We start from the raw sequence: 25945 nt of genomic DNA, 5'->3' as shown, positions 1-25945 counted from the left end.
CTAACATTTTGGTTGCGCAATTCCGGACGCAAAACCGCTGCGCACTTTTGCTGGAATTGCTCTATATCGCGCCGATTTCCTTGAGTTTCTTCAGCACCGCCTGGTTCGGCTCGCCGTCTTCGGGCAGGTTGTAGTGCTTCTGAAAATGGCGGATGGCCGCGCGGGTCTGCTCACCGGCGACACCGTCGACGCCGACATTGGCATAGGCCATGTTGGAAAGACCCTTCTGGATCTTCAACACCAGGTCAACATTGGTGATTTCGCTTGATGGAACCTGCTTTGCCGCTGATGGAGCCGTTTTGACGGTCTTTTCGGCGCTGCGGATCGCGGCTGCCACCGGGTCTTCCGCCGCCGCCTTCGAGCTCACATCCTCGGGCGGCTTTTCGGCGGGCACGGTCGAAGGGCCAGCGGCATCGGTCTTCAGCGCCACTAGCACCTCCGGCGTCGGATCGCCGGTTTGGGTCATGCCGACGGTCTCCTCGAAGAAGAGAATGGCCGCGCTGGTGCGCGGGCCGATAATGCCGTCGGGTATGCCGCTATAGAGACCGCGACGCACCAGCTGCTGCTGGATGTCCATGACGAGCTGGCTTGGCTGCTGGCCGGGTGCGGCAGGCGCCGGTGTCGCGTTGGTGGTGGCAGTATCCCGCGGCCGTTCGATCCGGAAGGTGGTGACATCGCCCTGTTGCTCCTCGGCCGGGCGGCGGGCGCCGAGCACGGTCGGAGACTGCGGATCGCGGGTGCGGAAGATCGGATGCGGATGCAGGCCCGGCTGATACCAGAGCGCATTGGCGGCGACGAAGGAGAAGATGACAGCGAAGGTGATCGCGCCGCCGGCGACCGACGGATTGCGGCCGATGACGCCGCCGAGCACGGAGGCGCCCTGCAGGCCGACCCCGCCGAGCACGGAGGCGCCCTGCAGGCCGAGACCGCCGAGAGCGGCAGCGCCTGACATCAGAAGGCCCGGCTGCTGCCGTCCTCTTTTTCCCTTAGGCGATTTTCGCTTGCGCGCGGCCATCGAAACGCCCCTCTTTCAATTCTACACCGCTATTGACCGCGCCCTTCAGCCGCGGCGGAAACTCGACAGTCGCGCCATGACCGGCGTCTTCGGCGTGTTGGGCGCCCGAGCCGTCCGCTGCGATCTCGATAGTGATGATCGTGCCCTCGCCCGGCTGGCTGGCGATGGCGAAATACCCGCCATGCAGCGCCACCAGCCCCTTGACCAGGGAGAGACCGAGGCCGGAGCCTTCGAAGCGGCGGGTATAGTCGTTCTGGATCTGGACGAAGGGCTGGCCTAGCAATGCCAGCTTGTCGGCCGGGATGCCGATACCGGTATCGCTGACCGTCAGTTTGAGGATGCCGTCTCGGGCTGCCGCATCGACCGAGACGACGCCGCCGGCCTCGGTGAACTTTATGGCATTGCCGACGAGATTGATGAGGATCTGCTGGATGGCGCGCTGATCGGCGACGACCTCGCCGAGGTCGCGCTGGATACGGCTGGTTAGGGTGAGGCCCTTGGTCTTGGCTTGCAATGCCAGCATCGACTCGCAGGATTTGACGGAGCTTGATATATCGAAGGCTTCGAGGATCAGCTCGTAGCGGCCGGCTTCGATCTTGCTCATGTCGAGCATGGTGTTGACGACGGACAGCAGATGCGCGCCGGATTCGCGGACCAGGCCGACATATTCGCGCTGACGGTCGTTTTCGAACTTGCCGAAATATTCGCCGATCAGGATATCGGAAAAACCGAGAATGGCGTTCAGCGGCGTGCGCAGCTCATGGCTGACGGCGGCGAGGAAGCGCGACTTGGCGTCGTTTGCGGATTCGGCGTCCGCCGCACGGTTCTGGGCTTCGTCACGCAGTTGCTGCTCGACGGAGACATCGCGCAGCTGGGCAATGATGGCGGCAAGTTCGCCGTCGGCATCGCGCCGGGCCGTCATGTCCATTCTCAGATATGCAAACTGGCGCTGGTCGCGCGAGACCGAGGGCCGGTCGAGGCGCAGATCGACGCTCTGAGCATCCTCGCCCCGGCGCAGGCCATCGAGCGCCTGCAGGAAAAGGATGCGGTCGGAGACATGCACCTGCTCGAGGAAGCCCCTGCCCTTGGGATCACGCATCCAGCCGAGGAAGTCGCGCCGGTCGCGACCGCCGATGGTCGCCACACTGCCGTGCGGGTCGAGGAAAAAGACGAGGCCCGGGGTGGCGGCAAGGAAGAAATCCTCGGCCGACTGCGTGGCGATACCGGCTGCCGAGCCCTGACGGGCGAGCGCGATGCTGCCGACGGCGGAAAAAAGAAAGGCGGCGCAGACCATGGCGACACCTGCCGGCAGCGCGACGGCAGGACTGGTGACTGCCGAAAGGCCGATGGGAGCGGCAACGAGAGCGGCCGACGAGAGCAGCACGAGGCGGCGCAGGATCGCGAGCTCGCGTTGGCGCACGGCTTCACCGCCGCCCGTCCGGGAGAGCCAGCTTGTCGCTGCCCGGTCTACGAGGGCCGTCATCCAGCCGCCAATGTTACTCAATACACGCACGCAATACCCGCCCGAAAGGCTGTCGATCGATCCGGACAATAGGCCTTGGCGACTTAAAGAAAGGATAAGGCAAAAGCGCTGTTCACAGCCTGAAACGGCTGAAATTCTCGTTTTGAAGCATCTGGAAGGCTCTTTGCCTTTTGTGGTTAATAGGGGGTAAGCGACGGATTTTCCTCATATTTCAGCATTGCGTTAACTCCTGTGGCAAGGCGAGCCGGCAAAAGTCCTGCAATTGCAAGCAGGTGCTGCCCTGATGCTTAACGGCGATCGCTCGCATTCGACTAAAATGCGGCTCAAATGCCGTTCGCTAAAATTTGAACTAAATTTGCCGCAAATGCGCGTGAGTTTCGAAAAGCGGCATTCGCAACTTGGCGCTAGGGTGAAAACACACCGGACAACCGGCCTGATTCGGCAACAAGAACCGGACGGGGAAACAGGATGGGCGACGACAATGTGGTTTCTGATCAAAGGATCCTTCTGGTTTGGCCTTGTGCTCGTGCTTCTTTCCGTCTTCAGCACGGAGAGTTCCGACAAGTTGGCCAGCGGCCCGCAATTGCAGCTTTCCGACGCGTTCACGGCGGCAAGCGGCGCCTACGACTATTTGACCGGCATGTGCTCGGAGAAGCCCGAAGTCTGCGCCAAGGGTACCGAGACCCTCACCGCACTCGGCTACCGGGCCCGTGAAGGCGCCCGCGTTGCCTATGAACTTCTCGACAGCCAGTTCAAGGATGAGACGCCGGCAACCGCAAAGCTTGCCGACCCGCAGGTGCCAGTGGCGCTCAACATGCCTTCCCTCACCACGCCTGCCATCCAGGAAAAGGTGCGCGAGGCCAAGGCAGCGCTCAACCAGCCGATGCCTTACCGTCCGCCGGTCGAAGATGACGCCTCCTCTGAGACGGTGGTGACCGGCGCTATTCCGCTGCCGACGCCGAAGCCGGCGACCTGACCCTCAACCAGCTTGCATCGGTGGTCCGCATGACGCGGAGATGCCCCATGCCTGACGTGCCTGCCCTGTTTAATTCAGCATGTTGCTGCGCCGTGAGGATGCCCATCCCTCACGGCGTTTCTTTTTAACGGTTCAAATCTGCCGGTCTTTCACCTATATGCACTCTTAGAGCATTTCCTGACGCATTCCGGACGCAAGACCGCTGCGCACTTTTGCTGGAACTGCTTTAATAGTGAAAGGCTTCTCCATGGCATCCCTCGACCAGATCATCGACGACTTCGCTTTCCTGGACGATTGGGAAGATCGCTACCGCTATGTCATCGAACTCGGCAAGGCGCTGCCTGATTTGGCCGAGGAGAGGCGCACCTCGGAGAACAAGGTGATGGGTTGCGCCAGCCAGGTCTGGCTGGTGACTCATACGGCAGGCGATCCCGACAATCCGGTCATGAGCTTCGAGGGTGATTCCGACGCCCATATCGTGCGCGGCCTCGTCGCCATCGTGCTTGCCACCTATTCCGGCAAGACGGCATCGGAGATCGCCGGGCTCGATGCCTTCGAGATATTCTCGAAGATCGGCCTGGTGGAGAACCTGTCATCGCAGCGTTCGAACGGACTGCGCTCGATGGTGAACAGGATCCGCGAAGAGGCAAGAGCCCGCGCTGCGGCTTGACCGCGATCGTGGCTGGCCGGCTTTCAGAGCCATAAGGCGAGCAAGCGGGTCAGTGCCGGCTCTGCAATCGAGTATATTAACACTTGCTCATAGTATAGGAATACATTCAAAGCCTGTCGGCAAAGCATAAGACGGGATCTCTTACGCAGTCGTGGCGTCCGGCCGAATCAGACGCAACGCTTCAAATACCGGAAAATGTATTTCTTCCCCTTGCGAAGGCACAAAAAAGCCGGGCACAAGACCCGGCTTTTTGTCGTTGATGCTTTCGAAAAAGCTCAGCCGCGGCCGCGCTTGCGGCGCTGCCCGAGGCCCATTTCCTTTGCCAGGCGCGAACGCGCTTCGGCATAAGCGGGCGCTACCATCGGGTAATCGGTCGGCAGGTCCCACTTCTCGCGGTATTCTTCCGGCGAGAGGCTGTGATGCGTCATCAGGTGACGCTTGAGGGACTTGAAATTGCCGCCGCATTCCAAACACGTGATCTGCTCGTCCTGTACGGACTTGCGGACAGAAACTGCAGGCTTCTGCTTTTCGACGATCGCCGCAGCAGGCTGCGGTACGGACGTGTTGCTCAGTGCCGAATGCACGTCGGAAATCAGATTGGCCAGGTCGCTGACCGGTACAACATGGTTGCTGACATAAGCTGCGACGATGTCGGCTGTCAGTTCCACAAGCAGCTCCGGCGCACTGCCGGTCGCTATATCCGTCATATTCTTTCTCCTGTTAGCATGCTCAAACGGTCTTTGACTGACACGCCAAAGACCCGCCTCGTAGAAGCGAACAGCAAAAGCACAGGAAGCGACCTTCTGTTTCGAAAAACGCGAAATCCACCCCTAGATTCCGAAGAGCCTGACCTGTTCTTATACTGCCTGACTGGAAACCACTACGTCATGCTCCAGGCGATGGCCCCAGTTTAGACATTAAAAATCAAAACTGAGGGACTTGGAAGCAGTACGATTGCAATTCACAATCAGAACTCTACTTGCATTTTCAAATACCATCGTTTGGTCGAAAGGCCAATTATTATTTGTCGTTTTTCTTGAGAAAAAATGACAGATGAAGAATTGAGGGGCTCTTCGGCAAGCTTTACTCACAGCTTCCTGTGCATAAGTTTTGCATAAATCTGGTAAAGTCGCCGAACAGCATAGCCTCAACGATCCCTGATATCGTCACGGACCGAGAGTGCACCGAGATCATATCCCGAACGATGGGCAACTCTGGCAAGCAGATGGGCCGCCACCGGTGCCGTCAGCAGGAAGAAGACGAAACCGGCAATGGCGCGGGCGAGAATCGCCGGGTCCTGCGAATAAAGGCCGGCGGCAAGGAGCAACAGGCCGGAGCCGACAGTCCCCGCCTTCGAGGCCGAATGCATGCGCGTATAGAGATCAGGCAGCCGGACCAGGCCGATCGCTGCCGCAAGCGTAAAGAGCGAACCAACGATCAAAAGCAAGGCGGTGACGGCAGCCACGATATAATCGATCATCGCTTCTTCCCCCCTGCCCGGCGTTTTTGCGTGTCGCCATTTGCCGCAGATGCGGACGGCTTCGATTTGATATTGCCGCGCGACAGCACGAATCGGGCGAAGGCGACGGTCGCCAGGAAACCGACGAGGCCGAGCGAGATGGCAATATCGATATAGAGCGAAAATCCGGTCTTGACCGCAATGACGGCGATGAAACCGATGGCGATGCCGGTCAGCATGTCGAGGGCGAGGATCCGGTCCGGCAGTGTCGGGCCGGCAACGACGCGCCAGACGGTGAGGATCAGCGCCAGGCCGAGGATGACGAGTGCGGCCGAGGATGCGGCTGCGACGATGGCGGCAGGTGTGATCACCGGAAGGCCTCCATGATCTTGCGTTCGAAACCGTTGGCGATATCACGCCTGGTCGCCTCCGGATCGGAACAATCGAGCGCGTGCACATAGAGCGTGCGGCGATCTGTGGAGACGTCGACCGAAAGCGTGCCTGGAGTCAGCGTGATGAGGTTTGCCAGCAAAGTGATCTCGAAATCGCTCGTCACCGTCAAAGGGTAGGCGAAGATGCCGGGTTTCAGCTTCATATCGGGCGAGAGCACGGTGACCGTGACCTTCCAGGCCGACAGCGACAACTCCTTGAGGAACAGAGCGGCGAGCGAGAATACCGGGAGGACGCGGGGGATGCGTCCCTTGCCGCCGAAGGATTCGCGGATGATGACCAGCGCCAGGGCCCCGAGCAGGACGCCGAGGACGAGATTGTGCAGCGAGGCGCTGCCGGTAACAGTGACCCAGGCAGTAGCAAGCAGCAGGTTGAAGAGGAAGAAGATCACGGCGCACGCCCTTCCGGGAAGACCGAATGAAGATAGGCGTGGGGATCGGCCAAGCCGGCGGCGGCCGATTGCGACAGCGCCAGCAACTGTTCCGGCAAGATGCCGAAGCCGATGACCAGCGCGGTCAGCGCGGCGAGCGGCAGGCCCGTGCGCCACCTCGGTCCGGACGGCGTCAGTGCTATCGCCGCCGGGCGCCAATAGGCGAGCAGAAAGAGACGACCGAAGGCGATCGTCGTCAGAAAACCGCCGACGAGGATCGAGGCCGCCAGCCACCAGGCGCCGAGATCGAGCGAGGCCTTGACGAGAATGACCTTCGGCCAGAAGCCGGAAAAGGGCGGCAGGCCACAGGCGGCCAGGAAGAGCACGAGGGAGAGTGCGGTGAAACCGCCGCTTTGCCGGTAGAGCCCGCCGAGGGCCGACAGCGAAAAGCCGCCGCCGCGCCGGGCGATCTCGCCGGCGGCAAGATAAAGTGCGGTCATCAGCACCATCGAATGGAGCGCATAGAAGACAGCGCCGCTGATGCCGCCAAGGCCGCCGAGGGCGACGCCGGCCAGCATGTTTCCGATGCCCGATATGACGACATAGCCGAACAGCCTGCGGATATCGTTTTCGGCAAGCGCGCCGAGAGCGCCCACGACAATGGTCGCGGCGGCGGCGAGCGCGATCACCGGGCTCAATTCCTGGCGCTCCACCGGCAACAGCATGACCATCACCCGGATCAGCGCGTAGATGCCGACCTTGGTGAGCAGGCCGGCAAACAGTGCGGAGACCACGATACGCGGCGTATGATAGGCGGCGGGCAGCCAGAAATTGACCGGGAAGGCCGCCGCCTTCATGCCAAAGGCGAGCAGGAAGAGGCTTGCCAGCGTCATCAGCGGCGCCGTGCCGCGCAAATCACCAGCTTTTGCAGCGATATCGGCCATGTTGAGGGTGCCGAAGGCGGCATAGAGAATGCCGACGCCGACCAGGAACAGGGTCGTGGCGATCAGATTGAGCACCGCATATTTCAGCGCGCCGTCGATTTGCTCACGTTCGGAACCAAGGATGATCAGCCCGAAGGAGGAGATCAGCAGCACCTCGAACCAGACATAGAGATTGAAGATATCGCCGGTGAGAAAGGCGCCGGTGACGCCGGCCATCAGCAGCATCAGCAGCGGGAAGAAACCATATCGCCGGCCGCTTTCGCCGATATCGGCCAGCGCATAGATGCCGCCGGCGAGTGCGGCAAGGGCCGCGGTAAAAGCCATCAGCGCACCGAAGAGATCGACAGTGAAGGCGATGCCGAAGGGCGGCAGCCAGCGGCCCATGACCATGGTCAGCGGCCCGTCGGCCGCGACCTTGGCGAGCAGCGCCGCATCGATCAGCGCCAGCGCCGCAAGACCAGGGATGGCAAGCCAGGCCTGCAGGCGGGGATAGGCGCGCAGCATCAGCAGGACGGCGCCGAGCGTGATGCAATGGGCGACCGGCAGGATGGCAAGCCAGTGACCGATCGGCACTGGGGCGGTGATCAGGGCAGCGGAGAGATCGACGGTGGAGGTGGCGGCAGCCATCAGATGGCGCCTCCGCTATCGCACGAGAGGGTTTGCCGTGTAGTGAGCATCCGCACCAACATCCTCAATACCCCAATGGCGGCAGCGGCCGGTCGTCGGGCTCGGCGGCGCGCATGTCGCTGGTGTTGTCGGTGCCGAGGTCCTGATAGGCGCGGTAGGTCAGCACCAGCAGGAAGGCAAGGAAGGAAAAGGAGATGACGATCGCCGTCAGGATGAGGGCCTGCGGCAGCGGGTTGGCCGTGCCTGCGGGCAAGCTGTCGAGACCCGCCGGGATGATCGGCGGCACCTCGCGCGTCAGCCGGCCACCGGTAAAGAGCAGCAGGTTGACGGCGTTGCCGAGGATGGCGATGCCGAGCATGATGCGGATCGAGAATTTCGACAGCATCAGATAGATGGCGGCGGCGAAGAACAGACCGACGAGGATCGCCAGAAGCGGCTCCATCATTCCACCTCCTTTTCTTCCAATGCCAATGCGATCGACGTGATGGCGCCGAGCACGACAAGATAGACGCCGATATCGAAGAGCATGACGCTCGACAGCGGCACCTCGGCGCCGAAAAGCGTCGGATAGATCCACAGGCCGGTCATAAAGGGAACGGCAAACAGGATGGAGAGAAGACCGGCTGCGGTGGACAGGAACAGGCCGAAGCCGGCGATCGACAGCGGATGGAAAAACAGCGCCCGGCGAACGGCGCCGACGCCGCGGGCAATGCCGTAGATCGCCAGTCCCGAGGCAGCGATCAGCCCGCCGATGAAGCCGCCGCCCGGCTCGTTATGGCCGCGCAGCAGCACGAAGACGGAAAACAGCAGCATCAGTGCGGTGAGGAACGGGGCGACGGTGCGGAAGATGAGGGTGTTCACGCGATCAGCCCTCCGTCGCGGGATCATTGGCGGCAAGCTTGCGCTCGCTGCCGGCGCGAATGCGGATAAGCGCCAGGATGGCAAGGCCGGTGACCGCAACGACGGCGATTTCGCCGAGCGTGTCGGTGCCGCGGAAATCGACGATGATGACGTTGACGACATTGGCGCCATGGGCGATCGATTTGGAATAGGCGTTGAAGAATTCCGTCAGCGCATCGTTGAACGGCGCCTGCGTCGCCCGCATCAGCAGAAGCGTGAAACCGAGGCCGCAGGCAAGCGCCAGCGCGCCGTCGAAGAGCTTGCGGCCGAGCGGCCGCCGATCGGCGGGAGAAAGACGAAGCCTGGTCATGACCAGGGCAAGGATCACCACCGAAAGAGTTTCGACCATGAACTGGGTGAAGGACAGATCCGGCGCGCCGAAGAGCAGGAAGATGATGGCGACGGCGAAACCCTGGATGCCGAGCGAGACGATCGCCGTCAGCCGGTCGCGGGCAACGAGCACGGCTGCAAGGCCGACGGCGGCGATCAGGAAGACCGCCCATTCATAGAGCCTGACATCGGCCGGCCAGGCCGGCAGACGCGGCAGTTCGCCATAGACGACAAGCGGAATGATGAGGATAGCGGCGACGCAGAGGAAGGTGCAGGTGACATAGATCTCCAGCCGCCCCGGCTGGAGCACACGCATGACGCGGCCGGAAAAGCGGACAAGGCCCGATAGTGCAACATCAAAGCCATGGTCCGGCCCAGGTCCGGCCGCGCGCAGGAAAACGGCCATCAGGAAACGGGCGCGCGCGAGCTGCCCGTAGACGCCGATGCCGAGCAGCACGGTCAGGGCGGAAACCGCCAAGGGCAGGCCGATATGCGGCGTCAGCGAAATGTCGATTTCGACGGGTGTCTGGCGGATGGCGGAGGCGATCGGCGAGGACAGGACGGTATGGGTGAAGGTCGAAAAGATCGCCGCGAGCAGCCCGAGGACGGCGAGAACGGCCGGGCCGAGCCAAAGCAGGACGGGCGCTTCGTGCGGCGGTTTCGGCGTCTCCACCGGTTGGCCGAGGAAGGGTTTCAGCGCCACGGCGAAGGCGACGGCAAACATCAGCGCATTGCCGAAGACGGTTATGGCGGTAAAGGTGAGCGCGCGGATATCGCCGCCGACAAGTGCCATATAAATCTCCTCCTTGGCGAGGAAACCGAAGAAGGGCGGCAGGCCGGCCATCGAGAAGGCCGCCGCAAGGGCAATCATCCAGGTGAGCGGCATCGCCCGCATCAGGCCGCTGAGCCTGGTGATATCGCGCGTGCCGGTCTCGTGATCGATGATGCCGGCGACCATGAAGAGCGCGCCCTTGAAGAGGGAATGCGCCACCAGATAGAGCGCCGCCGCCTCCACCGCATGGTCCGAGCCGAAGCCGATCAGCATGACGAGCAGGCCGAGCGAGGAGACGGTGGTATAGGCGAGCTTGAGCTTCAGGTCGGTCTGGCGGATGGCGAGCGCGGTGCCGACGACCAGCGTCAGCCCGCCGAAGAAGGGCAGAAGGATTTCCCAGGCAGGGGTTGCCCCCATGACGGGATTGAGCCGCATCAGCAGATAGACGCCTGCCTTCACCATGGTGGCCGAATGCAGATAGGCGGAAACCGGCGTCGGCGCCTCCATGGCGTTCGGCAGCCAGAAATGAAAGGGAAACTGCGCCGATTTGGTGAAGGCACCGCCCAAGACCAGGATGAGGGCAGCGAGATAGAGCGGGCTTTCGCGCACGATATCGCCCGCTCCCATGAGCCGCGACATCTCAGTGACGCCCGAGATGTTCCAGAGCAGCAGCAGGCCGGCCAACAGGCAGAGCCCTCCCCCGCCGGTCACAACAAGCGCCTGCAGGGCGGCGCGGCGAGCCGCCTCACGCTCGTGGTCGAAGCCGATCAGCAGGAAGGACGTGATCGACGTCAATTCCCAAAAGACGAAGAGCATCAGGAAACTGTCGGAAACGACGACGCCGAGCATCGCGCCCATGAAGAGGAAGATGAAGGAGAAGAAGCGGCCCTGATCCTTGTGTCCTTTGAGGTAGCCGCCGGCATAAAGCACGATCAGGGTGCCGATGCCGGTGATCAGCAGCGCGAAAGTCAGCGACAGGCCATCGAGAAACCAGGAAAAAGAGAGATGAAAGCTCGGCACCCAGGAATAACCGCCGGCGACGACCTCGCCGCGCGCGATCTTGGGAATGAAACGCAGGAAATGCAGGAAGGCGAGCAAGGGAGCGACCGCCAGGAGCCAGGCACCGTTTGCGCCGAAGATGCGGATGACGAAGGGGGCGGCAAGAGCGCCGACGAGCGGCAGACACATGGCCAGAAATGTCAGAGCCGTGACATCGGCCATGTCCCCTCCTCTACTGCATAATTCAAAATGTTACAGTCCTTTGCACGTCCGACAAGGCGCGCGGCGCTGTAAAGGCAAAAGTCTGTTGCAAGAGCAACAGACGGAAAAACCGGAGAAAACCAGCCTGTCCTCTGGCTTAGGCGAAACGGGGGAGCGTCTCAAGTGATTTCGGCCGCGAGCCGCACTGCATGGTGATGTTCAAAGCCGATCAGGCCGTCGATCTGGAAAGACGCGTCAGCAGCCGGGCGATGCAACCGTGGAGGATGAAGACCACAAGCGTCAGCGGCCAGAGCAGGCAGGCGAAGAGCCCGGCGAGACGATGAAGCGTCACGCCGTCATGGTTGGCCCAGCCTTCCAACAGTGTGACCGCCATGGCTGCCACGGCCACGAGGCCGTAGAGCAGGACGATTGCTGTTTCAAACACCAGTGATTCTCCAATGCACGCAACATTAACCCTAACAGAAAACCCCTAACGGATGTAAAAGCAAGCCTCTTCCCCCAATTGGGTATGCGGCCAATCTCATGGCGCGCCGGCGGGAGACTTGATGAACTGAACGCGGCGCACCACATTTCTCGCGAAACGGAACCCGCCCCTCGGCGAAAGGAGCACCTCATGTCCGAAACTGCGACCACCGCCAAGATCCACAAGACCGACGCCGACTGGAAAGAGCAGCTCACTCCCGAGCAGTACCGCATCACGCGCCAGCACGGCACCGAACGCGCCTTCACCGGCCCTTATTGGGATTCGTTCGAGACGGGGCTTTACCGCTGCGTCGGCTGCAACGCGCCGCTTTTCCGCTCCGACACGAAATTCGATGCCGGCTGCGGCTGGCCGAGCTATTTCGAAGCAGTGTCGCCCGAATCGGTGACGGAGCATCGCGACACGGCCTTTGGCATGGTGCGCACCGAAATCCGCTGCGGCAGCTGCGACGCCCATCTCGGCCACGTCTTTCCCGACGGCCCACCGCCGACCGGCCTGCGCTATTGCATCAACGGCCACTCCATGGTGTTCGAGCCTGGGAAGTAAGCGACCGGCCCCGTAATCGGCAAGCGGTTCATTCGGATGATAAGCCGAGACAGACGCTTGCGCAGCTCGACCATAAGGCCGGCGAGCCTGCCTGATCACTCGTGCTCGGCGGGACAGGGCCAGGTTGTCGGTGCGGAGAGGCCGGCCGGCAGCTTGGTCGAGGTATCGCCGCAGGCAAGGTCGATTTGGGTCTGTTCGAGCCCGGTTGCGGCCGAGAGGTCAAGGCCTTCGATGTGGGTCAGGAACATGAAGGCGCGATCGAACATCGGCGTGGTTTCGAAGGTGGCGCCGGAGAGATCGGCACGGGAGAGATTGGCGAACGAGAATTTCGCCCCCGTCAGCACCGCCTTGTCGAAATCGGCGCGGCCGAGCTCCGCCTTTTCGAAGCTCGCGCCGGCGAGCCGGGCGCCGGCGAAATTGGCGCGCTGCAGCTCGGCGCCGGCAAAGGAAGCGCCATCGGCGGCGATATTGGCGAAGCTGGAGCGATAGGCCTCGATCTTGGCGAAGTTGGCGCCTTCGGCATGGGCGCCCTCCAGCGAGGCGCGCACCAGCGTCGCCTTCTCCAGATTGGCGGATTTGAAGTTGGCGCCAGCAAGATCGGTCAGCGAGAAATCGGTGCCGACAAGATTGGCGCCTTCGAGATCACTGCCCTGCAACATCAGGTTCTTCTTGGTGCATTCCTGCCAGTCGAGCTTCGGCGAGGCCAGGCTGCCGCAATCGGCGGCCCGTGCGGCAACCGGCGCAAATGCCAGAAGGACGAGGGCAAGGAGACCGAGCGACGATCCGTGCTTTGCCATTGAACTATTCACCCCCATGACGCCTACAATATGCTTTCAGGCCGCCTTCCGCGAAGCAGACTGCTTCCACATTCTTACACAGCTCAGACTACAATAAAAAGATGGCGCGCGCCGTTCACAATGGCTTTGGCTGATGAGTTTGGGGCTTTGCCTGATGAGTTTGGCGCTTTGCCTGATCAATCTGGGGCTTTGCCGGGCAGGCAGGTCAATCCGCCTTGCCGGCCAGGTGGATCAATCCACCTTGCCGGGCAGGCGAAGTTCCATGCAGGTGAGGTCCAGCCAGCGGCCGAACTTGGTGCCGACCTCGGAAAACCTGCCGGCGATGCGGAAGCCGAGCTTTTCGTGCAGCCTGATCGAGGCGGTGTTCTCAGCCTCGATGCCGGCAATCATCACGTGGATATTGCCGGCGGCAGCACGCACGATCAGCTCCCGCATCAGCCGCTCGCCGATGCCGCCACCGCGGCAATCCTTGTCGACATAGACGGAATGCTCGACCGTGTGGCGGTAGCCGTCGAAGGCGCGCCAATCACCATAGGAGGCGTAGCCTGCGACCTTGCCCGACATTTCGGCGACGATGACCGGAAAGCCGCGTGCCTTGCGCGCCTTGAACCATTCCAGCCGATTTTCGAGATCGACCAGCGTGTCGTTCCAGATTGCCGTCGTGTGCTCGACGGCGTGATTGTAGATATCGCGGATGGCGGAAAGATCGGCTTCGGTGGCGTCGCGGAGGAGGACAGCGTCTGTCATGATGCTCGGGTTCATATTGTTTGCGAAGGCGGGCATACGCCCCGCCTCGAGAGATGTAAACGGCGGACGCAAAACAGGAACGGCTTCGGGCACATCAGTCGTTCAGAGGCCTGGTGGCGACAGGCTGAAACAGGTGAAGACGGCCGAATAATGCACGGCCGCCGCGGCGACGACGAAGCCGTGCCAGATGGCGTTCTGGAAGCGCAGCTTCTCCCAGACATGGAAGATGACGCCGAGTGAATAGATGACACCGCCGATGACGATCAGCAGCATCGAGGCGGCGGGAATGCGCGAGGCGACGGGCTCGGCCACCAGAACGCCGCTCCAGCCCATGGCGAGATAAAGCAGGATGGCAAGACGGTCGAAACGCCCGGGAAAGACGCATTTCAAGAAAATGCCGACGGCGGCGAACAACCAGATGGCGACCAACATGAACAAGAGCAGCGGATCGTCGGCGCCGCGTTCGAGGAAGGGCGTGTAGGTGGCGGCGATCAAGAGGAAGATCGCCGAATGATCGAAACGGCGCAGATACCATTTCGTGCGCGAGACCGGCCAGGCGTTATAGGAAAAGGAAATGGCAAGCGTCAGCACCAGCCCGACGCCATAGATCCAGGCGGCGGCGAGCGCGCCGTGTGAACTCCAGACCGTGGCGTAGAAGATCAGCACGGTGGCGCCGATCAGGGCCAGCACGAGACCGACGCCGTGGACAATACCGTCGGCGATCAATTCGTATCTATCATAAGCCCAGCGGATGCCGTTGAACTCGCCCATGCACGCCAATCCGTTTCATACCCCGATTGCAATCGTCGCATCGAACGGACGGAGGTGCAACTGCGGCAAAGCGCACGGGCGGTAAATCTTCGTGACAGGCCGCAGTGGCGCAAAAATCAAACCTTCTGCCGGTCGACGAGCACCGAGCATTTGGCATGGCGCACGACCCGATCGGCGGTGGCGCCGATGAAGTAGTTGGAAAAGTCCGGAACGTGCGAGGCGACGATAATCAGGTCAGCGCCGTGGCTTTCGGCGGCCGAAATGATCGCTTTGGCCGGCGGGCCGTTGCGGATCTCGATGGTTGCCGTGACGCCGGCTGCGGCGATCAGTGCTTCCAGCTTCTCGCGGCCATCCTTCATGGCGTCCTCGACCATGTTGGCCGGCAGTTCGATCGCGACATAACTCGGCACATCCTCGACAACATTGAGCGCGATGATCTCGCCGCCTTCGTCGAGCAAGGACGCGGCCTTGCGGAGGATTTTTTCTCCCTTGTCGATGCCGCCGAGCGCGATCGCTACGATGATCTTTCTGTACATGGCTTCCCTCCATGACTGCGATGCATAAGCTTTCTCTAAAGAAGATATGAACGCATTGATCGCGATCAAGTGGGCGCAAGTCATCGTCAACGCCTGCTCAACGCTTCATCCTCAAAAACAGATCTTCTGTGAACAATCGAGATGCGCCATATAGAGATCAAGTACGGCAACCGAGGGGACCTCAGAGAATGAACCGGCGAAACTTCCTCGGGCTTGCTGCAGGCGGCACATTTGCCGCCACCGCCGGTACGCCTTCTATCTCAAGGGCCAATTCAGAGGCAGGAGACCAATCCATGACGACCGAAACTTCCTATGCGCTGACGCGACCCGCCTATATCGACCAGTCGCATCTGATTGTGACCGACCTCGGTCTGGTTTCCGGCTTCTACCAATCGATGCTCGGCCTGAAGGTGATCGAGAAGACGGCGAGCGGCGAAGTGCTGGGTGTCGGCGACCTGCCTTTGCTGACGCTGACCACCGCAAAGAATGCCATGATCGCGCCGCGCAATGCCGCAGGCCTTTTCCACACCGCCTTCCTGATGCCGGACCGGACGGAGCTCGCACGCTGGCTGCGCCACGCGGCACAGAATAACGTCACGCTCGACGGCGCCTCGGACCATCTGGTCAGCGAAGCGATCTATCTTTCCGATCCGGAAGGCAACGGCATCGAGATCTATGCCGACCGCCCGCACGAACAATGGAAATTCCATGAGGACGGCATGGTGGAGATGGCGACGCTTCGCCTCGACCTGCAGGCGCTCTACAACAGCGCGCCTGATGAGCGCTGGGACGGCATGGCTGCGGGGACGGCGATCGGCCATCTGCATCTGCAGGTCGGCGACATCCCGCAGGCCGACGCCTTCTACCGTGACGTCCTCGGCCTCAAGCTGATGGCGCGTTATCCGGGCGCGAGCTTCTTTGCGAGCGGCGGCTACCACCACCATCTCGGCGCCAATATCTGGAACAGCCGAGGCGCCACGGCACGCGCCGGCAACATGACCGGGCTTTCGGACTACAAGGTCCGTTTCAACGACAAGGCGACGCTGGATGCGGCGGTCTCCAAGCTCGATGCGCTTGAGATCAACAGTGAGAAGCGCGACGGCGGCGTGTTCTTGAAAGATCCCTGGGGCATCGGCCTGACGCTTTCGGCGTAACTCCTGCAACAACGGTTCAGCCCTCCGGTTGAAGGAATAACGGCGGAAATCGTCCTGCTTCGGTTGCACGCCGGACGGCAAAGGGCGCCAATGCGGTGCGCCTTCACGTGCACCGCGCCACATTGTCACACCCTTGAGGAACCGGAACCCTATCGGCGCGTTTCCGTGAGGAAGCAATGGGGCTTCGGGGACCTCACCGCATGGGCATCGCCAACGGCATCCGCAAACAAGCAAAGAAGATCGCCATCGGCGAACGCCACACCAGCGCCTGGGCACAGTCGCTGAAGGAGGCAGCCGAAGAGTTGCCGCCGCCACCGCTGCACCGGCTGGAAAAGGACGGGCTCGACGTCAGCATGGCCTGGGCGATCATCGGCATCTTCGGCATTCTCTTCCTTGCCGCCGTCTATCTGATGTCGCTGATCCTCATTCCCATCACGCTTGCCGTCGTCGTCGGCATGATCCTCGGCATGGCGGCAGAAAAGCTCAGCAGGATGGGGGTGCCGCGGCTTGCCAACGCCTTCATCCTGTCAAGCAGTGTGGCGCTGGTGATCTTCCTGTTGATCAACTCGCTTGCCGACCCGCTAATGACGCTGGCCAATGAAGGCCCCGCCTTCGCCGAGCGAACCATCAACCGCGTCATGCCTTATCTGGAGCGCATCAGATGGCTGCATATCACGCCGGCGACATTCGAAAGCGGGTCGATGTCGATCGGCGCGTTGCTCGAGAACACCGGCAACGTGCTGCATGTCGTGACCACCAGCCTAACGCCGGCCCTGGTGCAGGGATTGATTTTCTTTGCGGCGCTGCTGTTCTTCCTCGCTGGTCGGGTCAATCTGCGCAAGACGATCATCATGACCTTCCGCACCCGCACACAGCGCCTGGCGGCGATCCGTGTCATCAACGCTGTCGAGCAGGTGCTCGGCTTCTATTTCGCCACGGCCTCGCTGATCTATGTCGGGCTCGGCGTGGTCATGACTGTCATCGCCTATGCCGGCGGGCTGTCGGCCCCGGTGCTCTGGGGCTTCTTCGCCTTCCTGTCGAGCTTCATCCCCTATCTCGGCATCACACTGATGACGCTTGCCGTCGCCGTCGCCGGCATCCTCACCCATGATGGCCTCCTTATCGGCCTGATGCCGGCCGCAGCCTTCTTCACCGTGCATCTGCTCATGGAGAACCTGATCTTCCCGGCGGTGATGGGACGGCGGCTGGAAATCAATCCCTTCGTCGTCTTCCTCGCCATCCTGTTCTGGACCTGGATGTGGGGCGCCGTCGGCGCCATGCTGGCGCTGCCGCTTTCGTTGATCGTCATGACTATCATCGACGAATTGCTGATCGAGGAAAAACCGCAGCCGCAGTTGCCGAAATGATCAACCGGGGGAACTTCAGTGGCATCTGATCTCGATCTTGCCGAATCCGATCACGACCAGATGGTGAGCGGCCGTTCTCTCTGGGGGAAGAGCGGTATACGGCCGGAATGGCGGCCGATCGAGCAGAGCTTTTCCACCGACGTCGCCGTGATCGGCGGCGGCATCACCGGCGCATTGGTTGCCGAACATCTGACGGCACGCGGTTTTTCGGTGGCGATCATCGACCGCGAGGAGCCCGGTTTCGGCAGCACTGCGGCGAGCACGGCGATGCTGCAATGGGAAATCGACAGCACACTCACCGAACTCGAGGATTATTACGGCTTCGAGCGCGCCGCCGGCATCTACCGCCGCAGTGGTGCCGCGGTCGCCGGCCTTTCCAAGCTGATCGCCGCAAACGGCATCGTCTGCAGCTTCCGGCCGCGCAACACGCTCTATCTGGCCGACGGCCGCGAAGGCGCACGCGACCTCTTGGAGGAGCGCCAGCTTCGCCGCCGGGCGGGCCTGCCCGGTGTCTATCTCGAACATCCCGATCTCTTCACACAATTCGAACTCGACCGGGATGGCGCGATCTATTCGCCGGGTTCGGCGGAGTGCGATCCGCTGCTTCTGACCTGGGCCCTGATTGAGATGGCGGTGCGGCGCGGCGCGCGGCTGCTCGACGCTTCCGTGACCGCGCTGCACAGCGAAGGCGACCACGTCACGGCAGAGACCGATGGAGGCCACGTCATCGAGGCGCGGCATGTCGTGCTGGCGACCGGCTATTCGATGCCGGGCCTCGACATGCCGAAGCTGCACCGGTCGACTTCGAGCTGGGCGCTCGCCACCGTGCCGCAGGACCCGGCAAATTTCTGGCGTGACAGGGCGCTGATCTGGGAGGACAGCCACCCCTATCTCTACATGCGCACGACGGCGGACAATCGCATCGTCGCCGGCGGCGAAGATGACGAGACGATCGATGCGGAGGCGCGCGACCGCAAGCTGCCGGCAAAGACCATGGCAATCCAGGAGAAGATGAAGCGGCTGTGGCCGAAAGCCGATACGCGGGTGGAACACGCCTGGTGCGGCACTTTCGGCGAGACGGTCGACGGTCTGCCGCTGATCGGCCCGGTGCCGGAGACGCCGCATGTCTTCGCAGCCTATGGCTACGGCGGCAACGGCATCACCTTTTCCTATCTCGCCGCGCAGATGATCGGCGCCATGCTGGCCGGCATGCATCGCGACTGGTTCGAAGATTTTGCGCTCGACAGGGATGGGCCGGGTTTGGCGCGCTTTCATTCGGGAATGCATAGAAGCGAGACGGAAAGCCAAAGGCGCTGAAATTTCAGTCGTCTAGCTGGCTTGTTTTCTTGCACTCATTCGCAACTCTTCAACATGCTTAGCCACTTCGCGAACGTTTGGGATACCGATAAAGGCGAATTTTTTGACGCTATCCCCGTCTCCCTCCCGACGGAAAGTGAGGGTTCCCGAGCGGTCCCATTTTTCCCGGGCCTCCACGACGTTGATGGCTGTTGGTGCTATCGTCGTCGCGCGTCGCCTGATCATGTTTCGAATGATGAGAAGCCTGCGATCGGTGGCGGCGTAAACGGTTCGACTCGTGGCGATCATATCGAAAACCACGCCCGCGATAGTCGAGATGCCAATGAGCATGAAGATCCCGGGGAATATGATGCCCATGATTCCAGCTGGCTGATCGATGCTGATAACCCCGTTATTTGCCCACAACAGCGCGGGGGAACCCACGATCACGAAGATCACGCCAAAAAGCACATCGGGACATTTAAAAACGAAAGTTCCCCAGGCACTTGGCTGCCCTGTCCAGACAACCACTTCCGCGGGATGAAGCTCATTTCGAATTTCACTTTCGACATTCCAAACCGCACGAGACATGCGCTCCCCTACGTTCCCGCAACCGAACAAACAAAAACAGCATTATTCGTTTTCCGGGGGTAAACAAGCAAGAGGTTCGGACGCTCTATTCGGTCGTTTTGTCGTCGCCGGTGTCCTCGACATCCTGGAGGCGGACGAATTGGGTGCCCTTGGCCTTGAGATCGACCAGCGCCTTCGCCACCCCTTCGCCGGCCGTATGGGTCGGCTGGTTGATGTGGGAGATGACGACGTCGCCGTCCTTGGCGGAAGCGATGCGCTTTTCGGTGATGACAGCCCCAAGCAGCGAGCCGCCGTCGCCGTTTACCGAATAACCGGCAATGCGATAGCCCATGGCGCGAATCTCGCCGATGGCGGACAGGTCATATTTGGCGGTCGAACCCCGGAACCAGTGCGGCGCCGGGATGCCGGCTGCGACCATGGCGGCAGCGCCGCCTTCGACCTCCTGCCGCACCGCCTGCGGCGAGCCGGCGGACGCGATGCCATAAATCAGCGTCGGCGTGTCGACGGCCGGAATATGGTTCTGGCCATGATTTTCGAGTTCGAAGAGATCGGGGTTTTGCAGGAAGACGGCAAGTGCTGCTGGATTGCGCTTCAGCCAGCGGGCGGTGACGAAGATCGTTGCCGGGATGCGTTCACGCACCAGCGTCGAAAGGATGCGCTCGTCCGCCTGCCCCATGCAGGCATCGAAGGTGAGCGCAATGCGAGCGTGGCCGACAAGGTTCGAGCGGGCGATGTGCAGATGCGGCTCGACAAGCTTTGGCGCCGACGCCTTCGGGGCCGGACTGACTGCAGCCGGGACCGGACTGACTGCAGCCGGGACCGGACTGACTGCAGCCGCGACCGGACTGACTGCGGCCGGGGCGGGCAGCGCTGACGGGGTTTCGTCCGCGAATGCAGCGGAGATGTTGACGAGAAGGAACGCCGAAGCGAGCAGGATGCGGTTCATGTAATGGATTTCTATGATTCGAGCTGCCGATTTTAGCGGCGGCTCTCTCCCGGCGCCATGCGGCCGGATGTCACCGTAGCCGCTTGGACGGGCAGGACCGCATCAATCACCGCATCAGTCATAGAGATAGTACTTGTCCCACTTCTCGCGCGGCACCTTCTCGCCGATCTCATAATTGAGTTCGCGCACGTTGATATGCTGCGGACCGGTGATGCAATTGTAGGAGAGATGGTACCAGTCGCCCTTGCTGCGGAAGACCGCACCCGGCGCGTCCAGCGAATTGTCGCCGGGGATCGGGTCCTTGAAGGTGTAAGCGATCACCTTGTCGGGCTTGAAGCCGGTGCTGTCCTTGTTGATACGGCTCATCGCCTCGGTGTCGCAGCTCTGTTCCAGGCGGGTCGAGGGATCGAGTTTTTCCAGCTGCTTCTTGATGGCGGGATCGACGGCAAAGGCGGGGGCAGCAAGGCTTGCGAGGGATAGAAACAGGACCAGACGTTTCGGCATTGCGGTGAAAATCCCTTACTGTTCTGCAATTCTTACCCTACCGCCGACAGCTTGCCGGGAGCTTGGCACGTGCAAATTCACTGAGATAGCGGACTTTCTTAAATATTGTGGTGACATCAAGGCAAGGTGGGCCGGGCGTCCTCCTTGTCTGTGGAAGGTCATCCGCGGCCTTGTCGCACCCTTGCCGCTTGATCCGGCGGCGGCGCGCCTCTATCTCTTGCCAACCCGCATTCCGACCCGGAGCCATTCCTTGTCCGTTTTCAAAAGCCTGCCGACACCGCCTGCCGCACCGAAGAAGCCGATCTCCGATACGCGCCACGGCATTACCCGCACGGACGACTATGCCTGGCTGCGCGCCGATAACTGGCAGGCGATGTTCAAGGATCCGTCGATCCTCGATCCTGAAATCCGCCGCCATCTCGAAGCTGAAAACATCTATATGAACGCCGCGATGGAGGACACCAAGCCGCTGCAGAAGGTGCTGTTTGCCGAAATGCGCGGCCGTATCAAGGAAGACGACAGCTCGGTGCCGATGAAGGATGGCGCCTATGCCTATGGCACCTTCTATGTCACAGGCGGCGAACAGCCGCGCTTTTTCCGCATCGCCCGCGACGGCAACGTCGCCGACGAGACGATCCGCACCGTGCTGCTCGACGGCGACAAGGAGGCGGCCGGCAAGGCCTATTTCCGCCTCGCCGGCCTCGACCATACCAGCGACCACAACCGCGGCATCTGGGGTTATGACGACAAGGGTTCGGAGTTCTTCACGCTGCAGGTGCGCGACTTCCAGACCGGGCAAGACCTTGCCGACCGGATCGAGAATACCGGCGGCGGCGGCGTCTGGGCGCCCGACGGCAAGAGCTTCTTCTATTCGGCGCTCGACGAGAATCACCGGCCGTCGAAGGTGTTCCACCATATTCTCGGCCAGCCGCAGTCGGAAGACCGGCTGGTCTATGAGGAAGCGGATGCCGGCTTCTTCATGGGCGTCGGCGGCTCGCTGCTCGACGATTTCATCTATATTGACATTCACGACCACGAGACCAGCGAATACCGGCTGCTGTCGACCAAGGACCTGACAGCCGAGCCGAAACTGGTGGCGGCACGCGAAGAGGGCATCGAATATTCGCTGACCGAGGGCGGCGACGTCTTCTACATCCTCACCAATGACGGCGGCGCCAAGGATTTCAAGATCATGGAAGCGCCGGTCGACAATCCGGTGAAAGAGAACTGGCGCGAAGTGGTCGCCCACAAGCCCGGCACGCTCGTTATCAGCCACATGGCCTATGCCCGCCATCTTCTGTGGCTGGAGCGCAAGGACGGGCTGCCGCAGATCATGATCCGCAATCGGGAGACCGGCGAGGAACATGCGATCGCCTTCGCCGAGGAAGCCTATTCACTGGGGCTGCAGGGCGCGGCGGAATATGACTCGGATATCATCCGCTTCTCCTATTCGTCGATGACGACGCCGTCGCAGCTCTACGACTACAACATGGTGACGCGCGAGCGCACGCTATTGAAGACGCAGGAAGTGCCGTCCGGCCACAATCCCGACGACTACGTCACCCGCCGCGTCTTTGCCCCGGCATGGGATGGCGAGAAGGTGCCGGTCACCCTGCTCTATCGCAGGGATACCCCACTCGACGGCAGCGCCCCCTGCCTGCTCTACGGCTATGGCGCCTACGGCATCACCATTCCAGCCGGCTTCAACACCAACTGCCTGTCGCTCGCCGACCGCGGCTTCGTCTATGCCATCGCCCATATCCGCGGCGGCAAGGACAAGGGATTTTCCTGGTACGAAGACGGCAAGATGGACAAGAAGACGAATACCTTCAAGGACTTCGTCGCAGCGGCCGATTATCTGAATCAACAGAAGTTCACCTCTTACGCGAAGATCATCGCCGAGGGCGGATCGGCCGGCGGCATGCTGATGGGTGCGGTTGCCAACATGGCGCCGGAGAAGTTCGCCGGCCTCATCGCCGCCGTTCCCTTCGTCGACGTGCTCAACACCATGCTCGACGACACTTTGCCGCTCACCCCGCCGGAATGGCCGGAATGGGGCAACCCGATCGACAGCCAGGAAGAATACGAGCAGATCGCATCCTACTCGCCCTATGACAATGTCGGCGCAAAAGCCTATCCGCCGATCCTGGCGCTCGGCGGCCTGACCGACCCGCGCGTCACCTATTGGGAGCCGGCCAAATGGGTGGCGAAGCTGCGCGACAAGACGACCGGCAACGCGCCGATCCTGCTCAAGACCAACATGGACGCCGGCCACGGCGGCGCCTCGGGCCGCTTCCAGCGGCTGGAAGAGATCGCGTTCGAGTATGCGTTTGCGATCAAGGTTGCTGGGAAGATGTGAAGGGTTGGGGGCGTGCTAGTGGCACGGCACCCCCCTCTGCCCTGCCGGGCATCTCCCCCACGAGGGGGGAGATCGGCAGGAGGCCATGCCTCGCCCTGATTTAAGATTGATGTGACGGCCTGTTGTTTGGGGAAGCCATCGCGCCCAGCCAATCTCCCCACCTGTGGGGGAGATGCCCGGCAGGGCAGAGGGGGGCCGGCACGGCACGAGGTCAAGGGAGAAAGAAATGCCCGTCTATATCGCCCTCCTCCGCGCCGTAAACGTCGGCGGCACCGGCTCTTTGCCAATGGCCGAGCTGAAGGCGATCTGCGAAGGCCTCGGCTTTTCCGACGTCAAGACCTACATCCAGAGCGGCAACGTGCTTTTCCGCTCGGATGAGGCGGAAAAGACGGTGGAGGAGCGGCTCGACGAGGCGCTCGGCAAGACGATGGGCAAACGGCCAGGCGTGATGGTGCGCAGCCGCAAGGAACTCGACGGAATCGTTGCCAACGCACCCTTTCCCGATGCCAAGCCGAACTTCCTGCTCGTCTACTTCCTGCCTGAAAAGGCGCCCGGCGATGCGCTGGAGACGATGGTGGCGCTCGACGGCGAGGAGGCGAAACTCGCCGGCCGCGAAATCTATGTGCATTACCCCAATGGTTCCGGCCGCTCAAAGCTGAAACTACCGGCGGTGAAGTCGGGGACGTCGCGCAATCTCAACACCGTGCGCAAGCTCGCGGAAATGGCGGCGGCGCTGGAGGACGGGGACTGACGCCCAAAAAGTTAGTGCGGCTCTGCGCCTCCATGAAAGGCTGAACCGCTCGACGCCCTCGGCATCTCCGCCACCGGCAGGAAGAGCATCTTCACGAAAGTGCGGAGCATCAGCACCTGTTCGGCCAGCGTGTTCGGCTCCTTCAGCGTCTTCGACAAAACGATGCCGCCTTCCAGGACGGAGGACACCATGTCGGCGAGTTGGTCGACGTCGACGGGTTCGCGCGGCGGATAGACCTCCATGATCTCCCGGAGCATGCGGCCAAAACGGCGCCGCCAGGCAAGCACCGCATTCCGGTTGATCTCCTGTATCTCCCGGTCGAACAGCCGCTCGTGATAGCAGATGCCCGCCACAAGGCAGCCCGGATGGCCGTTCGGCAGGTCGGAGAGCAATTCGGAAAGCAGCTTCAGGCCGAGCAGGAAGGATTGCAGCGGATCGCCGGTCAGCTCGCGCGCGCGGCTGAAGATTTCGTCGTAGATGCGCTCGTCATTTTCGATGTAGCGGTTGAGCAGCGCCTTGGCGAGCTCGTTCTTGTCCCTGAAATGATAGAAGAAGCCGCTCTTGGTGATGCCGGTCTCGGCGATCAGTTCCTCGATGGAAGTGCCGCCGAAACCCTTCTGCAAGACAGCCGCTTCGGCCACATCGAGGATGCGGGTCCGCGTTTCCTCGCCCTTTCGCATGTCCCCTCCTGTACCGGCGGTACAGTTTTCCGCGTCGCACGATCAGACCTGCCTCCGCCCCCGGCAGCCTCGGTTGAAGCAAGCAATTGATATCAATCGGCAAAAGCCACAACCGCCTGGAGTATACCTCAAGTCGCCTAGTTTGGCAGCCGATTAAGCGCCAGAACATCATTCATCGACGGCAGCCAATCGGCTGCCGCGAGGGAGAGGCTTCAACAATGGCAAAGTACAGAAACTGTTTGCCGCAGCTCAAAGGCGGCACTTTCATTACCGATGGCGGCATGGAAACGACGATGATCTTCCAGGAAGGGATCGAGCTTCCGCATTTCGCCGCCTTCATATTGCTGGCTTCCGAAGACGGGCGGCAGCGCATGCGGAATTACTATCGCCGTTATCTCGATGTCTCACGGCGGCACGGCACTGGCTTCGTGCTCGATACCGCCACATGGCGGGCCAATCCGGACTGGGGGCAGAAGCTCGGCTATACGAGCGAAGCCCTGAAGGCGGTCAACGAGGAGGCCATCGACTTGCTGGTCGGCTTGCGCAGCGCCTATGAACGGCCGGAGCAACCGATCGTGATCAGCGGCGCGATCGGCCCGCGCGGCGACGGCTACAAGGCAGGCTTCATGGATGCGGCCGAAGCGGAAGACTACCACGCCTTTCAGATCGGGGCTTTTGCCGGCACGGAAGCCGACATGGTGAGCGCCTTCACGTTGACCAATATCGACGAGGCGATCGGCGTGGCGCGGGCGGCACAGGCGCTCGGCATGCCCTCGGCCATCTCCTTCACGCTCGAGACGGATGGCCGGTTGGTGACGGGCCGCAGCATTCAGGAGGCCATCGAGACGACCGATGCGATGACCGGCGGGGCGCCGGCCTATTACATGATCAATTGCGCCCACCCGACGCATTTCGAAACAGCGCTCGATCCTGGAAGCGCCTGGGTGAGGCGCATTTCCGGCATCCGCGCCAATGCCTCGACCATGAGCCATGAGCAGCTCGACAATAGCGAGACGCTGGATGCGGGCGATCCGGAAGATCTCGGCCGCCGCTACCGCACGCTCATCGACCGCATGCCGGAGCTCCGCGTGCTCGGCGGCTGCTGCGGCACCGACCACCGCCACATCGCGGCGATCTGCGAGGCATGCCTGCCGCAAGCGGCGTGACGACCTGAGAGGGAGGAGATGTTGTATCCGGCAGGG

General features: G+C 61.8%; 28 protein-coding genes. 9 read left to right on the top strand and 19 right to left on the bottom strand.

Annotated features, from left to right (window positions below; all coding sequences use genetic code 11):
* Nucleotides 1-61 precede the first annotated feature (61 nt).
* Together AC2444_RS04990 and AC2444_RS04985 are read right to left on the bottom strand one after the other, a co-directional pair.
* Nucleotides 62-1015 carry a peptidoglycan-binding domain-containing protein gene (locus AC2444_RS04990; RefSeq protein WP_012756658.1) on the bottom strand — a complete coding sequence of 318 codons (954 nt, stop codon included), beginning with the start codon at nt 1013-1015 and terminating at the stop codon, nt 62-64.
* Nucleotides 987-2567, bottom strand: coding sequence for a sensor histidine kinase (locus AC2444_RS04985; RefSeq protein WP_204338266.1), 1581 nt, complete (start codon nt 2565-2567; stop codon nt 987-989). The genes AC2444_RS04990 and AC2444_RS04985 overlap by 29 nt, the downstream gene beginning before the upstream one ends.
* Nucleotides 2568-2979: 412 nt before the next feature.
* Here AC2444_RS04985 and AC2444_RS04980 point away from each other — a divergent pair, with 412 nt between their 5' ends.
* Both AC2444_RS04980 and AC2444_RS04975 read left to right on the top strand, forming a co-directional pair.
* A complete protein-coding gene (locus AC2444_RS04980; RefSeq protein WP_012756656.1) occupies nt 2980-3474 on the top strand; it encodes a DUF5330 domain-containing protein in 495 nt (164 codons plus the stop codon).
* Nucleotides 3475-3721: 247 nt separating this feature from the next.
* Nucleotides 3722-4144, top strand: coding sequence for a SufE family protein (locus AC2444_RS04975; RefSeq protein ID WP_012756655.1), 423 nt, complete (start codon nt 3722-3724; stop codon nt 4142-4144).
* A 275-nt stretch (nt 4145-4419) separates the two neighbouring features.
* Here the strand turns inward: AC2444_RS04975 and AC2444_RS04970 are convergent, their stop codons facing one another.
* From AC2444_RS04970 to AC2444_RS04930, 9 genes are all read right to left on the bottom strand, one after another.
* The gene (locus AC2444_RS04970; protein WP_003546634.1) at nt 4420-4851 is read right to left on the bottom strand and encodes a Ros/MucR family transcriptional regulator; all 432 of its coding nucleotides are present in this window, start codon (nt 4849-4851) and stop codon (nt 4420-4422) included.
* A 440-nt stretch (nt 4852-5291) separates the two neighbouring features.
* Nucleotides 5292-5624: a monovalent cation/H(+) antiporter subunit G gene (gene mnhG, locus AC2444_RS04965; RefSeq protein ID WP_012756654.1), complete on the bottom strand. Its 333-nt coding sequence runs from the start codon at nt 5622-5624 to the stop codon at nt 5292-5294.
* Nucleotides 5621-5974, bottom strand: a complete 354-nt coding sequence (locus AC2444_RS04960; protein WP_012756653.1) for a cation:proton antiporter — start codon at nt 5972-5974, stop codon at nt 5621-5623. The genes mnhG and AC2444_RS04960 overlap by 4 nt, the downstream gene beginning before the upstream one ends.
* Nucleotides 5971-6444, bottom strand: a complete 474-nt coding sequence (locus AC2444_RS04955; protein WP_012756652.1) for a Na+/H+ antiporter subunit E — start codon at nt 6442-6444, stop codon at nt 5971-5973. Before AC2444_RS04955 ends, AC2444_RS04960 begins: the two co-directional genes overlap by 4 nt.
* Nucleotides 6441-7994, bottom strand: a complete 1554-nt coding sequence (locus AC2444_RS04950; protein WP_012756651.1) for a Na+/H+ antiporter subunit D — start codon at nt 7992-7994, stop codon at nt 6441-6443. Before AC2444_RS04950 ends, AC2444_RS04955 begins: the two co-directional genes overlap by 4 nt.
* A 64-nt stretch (nt 7995-8058) precedes the next feature.
* Nucleotides 8059-8436 carry a Na+/H+ antiporter subunit C gene (locus AC2444_RS04945; RefSeq protein ID WP_032994420.1) on the bottom strand — a complete coding sequence of 126 codons (378 nt, stop codon included), beginning with the start codon at nt 8434-8436 and terminating at the stop codon, nt 8059-8061.
* Nucleotides 8436-8855 carry a Na(+)/H(+) antiporter subunit B gene (locus tag AC2444_RS04940; RefSeq protein ID WP_012756649.1) on the bottom strand — a complete coding sequence of 140 codons (420 nt, stop codon included), beginning with the start codon at nt 8853-8855 and terminating at the stop codon, nt 8436-8438. The genes AC2444_RS04945 and AC2444_RS04940 overlap by 1 nt, the downstream gene beginning before the upstream one ends.
* Nucleotides 8856-8859: 4 nt before the next feature.
* On the bottom strand, nt 8860-11217 hold the full coding sequence (locus AC2444_RS04935) for a putative monovalent cation/H+ antiporter subunit A (RefSeq protein WP_012756648.1): 2358 nt from the start codon (nt 11215-11217) through the stop codon (nt 8860-8862).
* A 208-nt stretch (nt 11218-11425) separates the two neighbouring features.
* Nucleotides 11426-11641, bottom strand: a complete 216-nt coding sequence (locus tag AC2444_RS04930) for a hypothetical protein (protein ID WP_012756647.1) — start codon at nt 11639-11641, stop codon at nt 11426-11428.
* Nucleotides 11642-11830: 189 nt separating this feature from the next.
* Between AC2444_RS04930 and msrB the strand changes: the two genes are divergently transcribed.
* The gene (gene msrB / locus AC2444_RS04925) at nt 11831-12244 is read left to right on the top strand and encodes a peptide-methionine (R)-S-oxide reductase MsrB (RefSeq protein ID WP_012756646.1); all 414 of its coding nucleotides are present in this window, start codon (nt 11831-11833) and stop codon (nt 12242-12244) included.
* 95 nt (nt 12245-12339) lie between these two features.
* Here msrB and AC2444_RS04920 read toward each other — a convergent pair whose 3' ends face one another.
* The 4 genes from AC2444_RS04920 to AC2444_RS04905 form a co-directional block, all read right to left on the bottom strand.
* Entirely contained in the window at nt 12340-13041 is a 702-nt protein-coding gene (locus AC2444_RS04920) for a pentapeptide repeat-containing protein (protein ID WP_041935486.1), read from the bottom strand.
* 231 nt (nt 13042-13272) lie between these two features.
* Complete coding sequence (locus AC2444_RS04915; RefSeq protein WP_012756644.1) at nt 13273-13824, bottom strand: GNAT family N-acetyltransferase; 552 nt, start codon at nt 13822-13824, stop codon at nt 13273-13275.
* A gap of 66 nt (nt 13825-13890) precedes the next feature.
* The gene (gene trhA / locus AC2444_RS04910; RefSeq protein WP_012756643.1) at nt 13891-14559 is read right to left on the bottom strand and encodes a PAQR family membrane homeostasis protein TrhA; all 669 of its coding nucleotides are present in this window, start codon (nt 14557-14559) and stop codon (nt 13891-13893) included.
* 116 nt (nt 14560-14675) lie between these two features.
* Complete coding sequence (locus AC2444_RS04905) at nt 14676-15095, bottom strand: universal stress protein (protein WP_012756642.1); 420 nt, start codon at nt 15093-15095, stop codon at nt 14676-14678.
* A 188-nt stretch (nt 15096-15283) separates the two neighbouring features.
* On the opposite strand from AC2444_RS04905, the gene AC2444_RS04900 reads away from it, so the two are divergent.
* From AC2444_RS04900 to AC2444_RS04890, 3 genes are all read left to right on the top strand, one after another.
* Nucleotides 15284-16249: a VOC family protein gene (locus tag AC2444_RS04900; protein ID WP_171815674.1), complete on the top strand. Its 966-nt coding sequence runs from the start codon at nt 15284-15286 to the stop codon at nt 16247-16249.
* A 200-nt stretch (nt 16250-16449) separates the two neighbouring features.
* On the top strand, nt 16450-17616 hold the full coding sequence (locus AC2444_RS04895) for an AI-2E family transporter (protein WP_041935485.1): 1167 nt from the start codon (nt 16450-16452) through the stop codon (nt 17614-17616).
* A gap of 18 nt (nt 17617-17634) precedes the next feature.
* Nucleotides 17635-18933, top strand: a complete 1299-nt coding sequence (locus AC2444_RS04890) for an NAD(P)/FAD-dependent oxidoreductase (protein ID WP_012756639.1) — start codon at nt 17635-17637, stop codon at nt 18931-18933.
* A gap of 12 nt (nt 18934-18945) precedes the next feature.
* Here AC2444_RS04890 and AC2444_RS04885 read toward each other — a convergent pair whose 3' ends face one another.
* The 3 genes from AC2444_RS04885 to AC2444_RS04875 form a co-directional block, all read right to left on the bottom strand.
* Nucleotides 18946-19503 (bottom strand): PH domain-containing protein, encoded by a 558-nt coding sequence (locus tag AC2444_RS04885; protein ID WP_012756638.1) that lies wholly within the window; start codon nt 19501-19503, stop codon nt 18946-18948.
* 85 nt (nt 19504-19588) lie between these two features.
* Nucleotides 19589-20449, bottom strand: coding sequence for a polysaccharide deacetylase family protein (locus tag AC2444_RS04880; protein WP_128449115.1), 861 nt, complete (start codon nt 20447-20449; stop codon nt 19589-19591).
* Between the two features lie 114 nt (nt 20450-20563).
* A complete protein-coding gene (locus tag AC2444_RS04875; RefSeq protein ID WP_012756636.1) occupies nt 20564-20953 on the bottom strand; it encodes a DUF930 domain-containing protein in 390 nt (129 codons plus the stop codon).
* A 250-nt stretch (nt 20954-21203) separates the two neighbouring features.
* On the opposite strand from AC2444_RS04875, the gene AC2444_RS04870 reads away from it, so the two are divergent.
* Complete coding sequence (locus AC2444_RS04870; protein ID WP_012756635.1) at nt 21204-23312, top strand: S9 family peptidase; 2109 nt, start codon at nt 21204-21206, stop codon at nt 23310-23312.
* A gap of 226 nt (nt 23313-23538) precedes the next feature.
* Nucleotides 23539-24063, top strand: coding sequence for a DUF1697 domain-containing protein (locus AC2444_RS04865; protein ID WP_012756634.1), 525 nt, complete (start codon nt 23539-23541; stop codon nt 24061-24063).
* Nucleotides 24064-24074: 11 nt separating this feature from the next.
* On the opposite strand, the gene AC2444_RS04860 is transcribed toward AC2444_RS04865, so the two are convergent.
* Nucleotides 24075-24743 carry a TetR/AcrR family transcriptional regulator gene (locus AC2444_RS04860; RefSeq protein ID WP_012756633.1) on the bottom strand — a complete coding sequence of 223 codons (669 nt, stop codon included), beginning with the start codon at nt 24741-24743 and terminating at the stop codon, nt 24075-24077.
* 218 nt (nt 24744-24961) lie between these two features.
* On the opposite strand from AC2444_RS04860, the gene AC2444_RS04855 reads away from it, so the two are divergent.
* Entirely contained in the window at nt 24962-25909 is a 948-nt protein-coding gene (locus AC2444_RS04855; RefSeq protein WP_012756632.1) for a homocysteine S-methyltransferase family protein, read from the top strand.
* The last annotated feature ends 36 nt before the right edge of the window (nt 25910-25945 follow it).

Source organism: Rhizobium sp. WSM1328 (assembly GCF_057653715.1).
Note: the sequence above shows the minus strand (reverse complement) of the source record. Positions and strands in the feature narration are given on the sequence as shown.

What these genes read in the sequence shown, in the direction of transcription:
- AC2444_RS04885 (WP_012756638.1), bottom strand. Translation starts at nt 19,503, where the DNA reads ATGTCTCGTGCGGTTTGGAATGTCGAAAGTGAAATTCGAAATGAGCTT.
- AC2444_RS04935 (WP_012756648.1), bottom strand. Translation starts at nt 11,217, where the DNA reads ATGGCCGATGTCACGGCTCTGACATTTCTGGCCATGTGTCTGCCGCTC.
- AC2444_RS04990 (WP_012756658.1), bottom strand. Translation starts at nt 1,015, where the DNA reads ATGGCCGCGCGCAAGCGAAAATCGCCTAAGGGAAAAAGAGGACGGCAG.
- mnhG (WP_012756654.1), bottom strand. Translation starts at nt 5,624, where the DNA reads ATGATCGATTATATCGTGGCTGCCGTCACCGCCTTGCTTTTGATCGTT.
- AC2444_RS04920 (WP_041935486.1), bottom strand. Translation starts at nt 13,041, where the DNA reads ATGGCAAAGCACGGATCGTCGCTCGGTCTCCTTGCCCTCGTCCTTCTG.
- AC2444_RS04945 (WP_032994420.1), bottom strand. Translation starts at nt 8,436, where the DNA reads ATGGAGCCGCTTCTGGCGATCCTCGTCGGTCTGTTCTTCGCCGCCGCC.
- AC2444_RS04970 (WP_003546634.1), bottom strand. Translation starts at nt 4,851, where the DNA reads ATGACGGATATAGCGACCGGCAGTGCGCCGGAGCTGCTTGTGGAACTG.
- AC2444_RS04975 (WP_012756655.1), top strand. Translation starts at nt 3,722, where the DNA reads ATGGCATCCCTCGACCAGATCATCGACGACTTCGCTTTCCTGGACGAT.
- AC2444_RS04875 (WP_012756636.1), bottom strand. Translation starts at nt 20,953, where the DNA reads ATGCCGAAACGTCTGGTCCTGTTTCTATCCCTCGCAAGCCTTGCTGCC.
- AC2444_RS04950 (WP_012756651.1), bottom strand. Translation starts at nt 7,994, where the DNA reads ATGGCTGCCGCCACCTCCACCGTCGATCTCTCCGCTGCCCTGATCACC.
- trhA (WP_012756643.1), bottom strand. Translation starts at nt 14,559, where the DNA reads ATGGGCGAGTTCAACGGCATCCGCTGGGCTTATGATAGATACGAATTG.
- AC2444_RS04905 (WP_012756642.1), bottom strand. Translation starts at nt 15,095, where the DNA reads ATGTACAGAAAGATCATCGTAGCGATCGCGCTCGGCGGCATCGACAAG.
- AC2444_RS04980 (WP_012756656.1), top strand. Translation starts at nt 2,980, where the DNA reads ATGTGGTTTCTGATCAAAGGATCCTTCTGGTTTGGCCTTGTGCTCGTG.
- AC2444_RS04895 (WP_041935485.1), top strand. Translation starts at nt 16,450, where the DNA reads ATGGGCATCGCCAACGGCATCCGCAAACAAGCAAAGAAGATCGCCATC.
- msrB (WP_012756646.1), top strand. Translation starts at nt 11,831, where the DNA reads ATGTCCGAAACTGCGACCACCGCCAAGATCCACAAGACCGACGCCGAC.
- AC2444_RS04855 (WP_012756632.1), top strand. Translation starts at nt 24,962, where the DNA reads ATGGCAAAGTACAGAAACTGTTTGCCGCAGCTCAAAGGCGGCACTTTC.
- AC2444_RS04865 (WP_012756634.1), top strand. Translation starts at nt 23,539, where the DNA reads ATGCCCGTCTATATCGCCCTCCTCCGCGCCGTAAACGTCGGCGGCACC.
- AC2444_RS04915 (WP_012756644.1), bottom strand. Translation starts at nt 13,824, where the DNA reads ATGCCCGCCTTCGCAAACAATATGAACCCGAGCATCATGACAGACGCT.
- AC2444_RS04880 (WP_128449115.1), bottom strand. Translation starts at nt 20,449, where the DNA reads ATGAACCGCATCCTGCTCGCTTCGGCGTTCCTTCTCGTCAACATCTCC.
- AC2444_RS04900 (WP_171815674.1), top strand. Translation starts at nt 15,284, where the DNA reads ATGAACCGGCGAAACTTCCTCGGGCTTGCTGCAGGCGGCACATTTGCC.
- AC2444_RS04860 (WP_012756633.1), bottom strand. Translation starts at nt 24,743, where the DNA reads ATGCGAAAGGGCGAGGAAACGCGGACCCGCATCCTCGATGTGGCCGAA.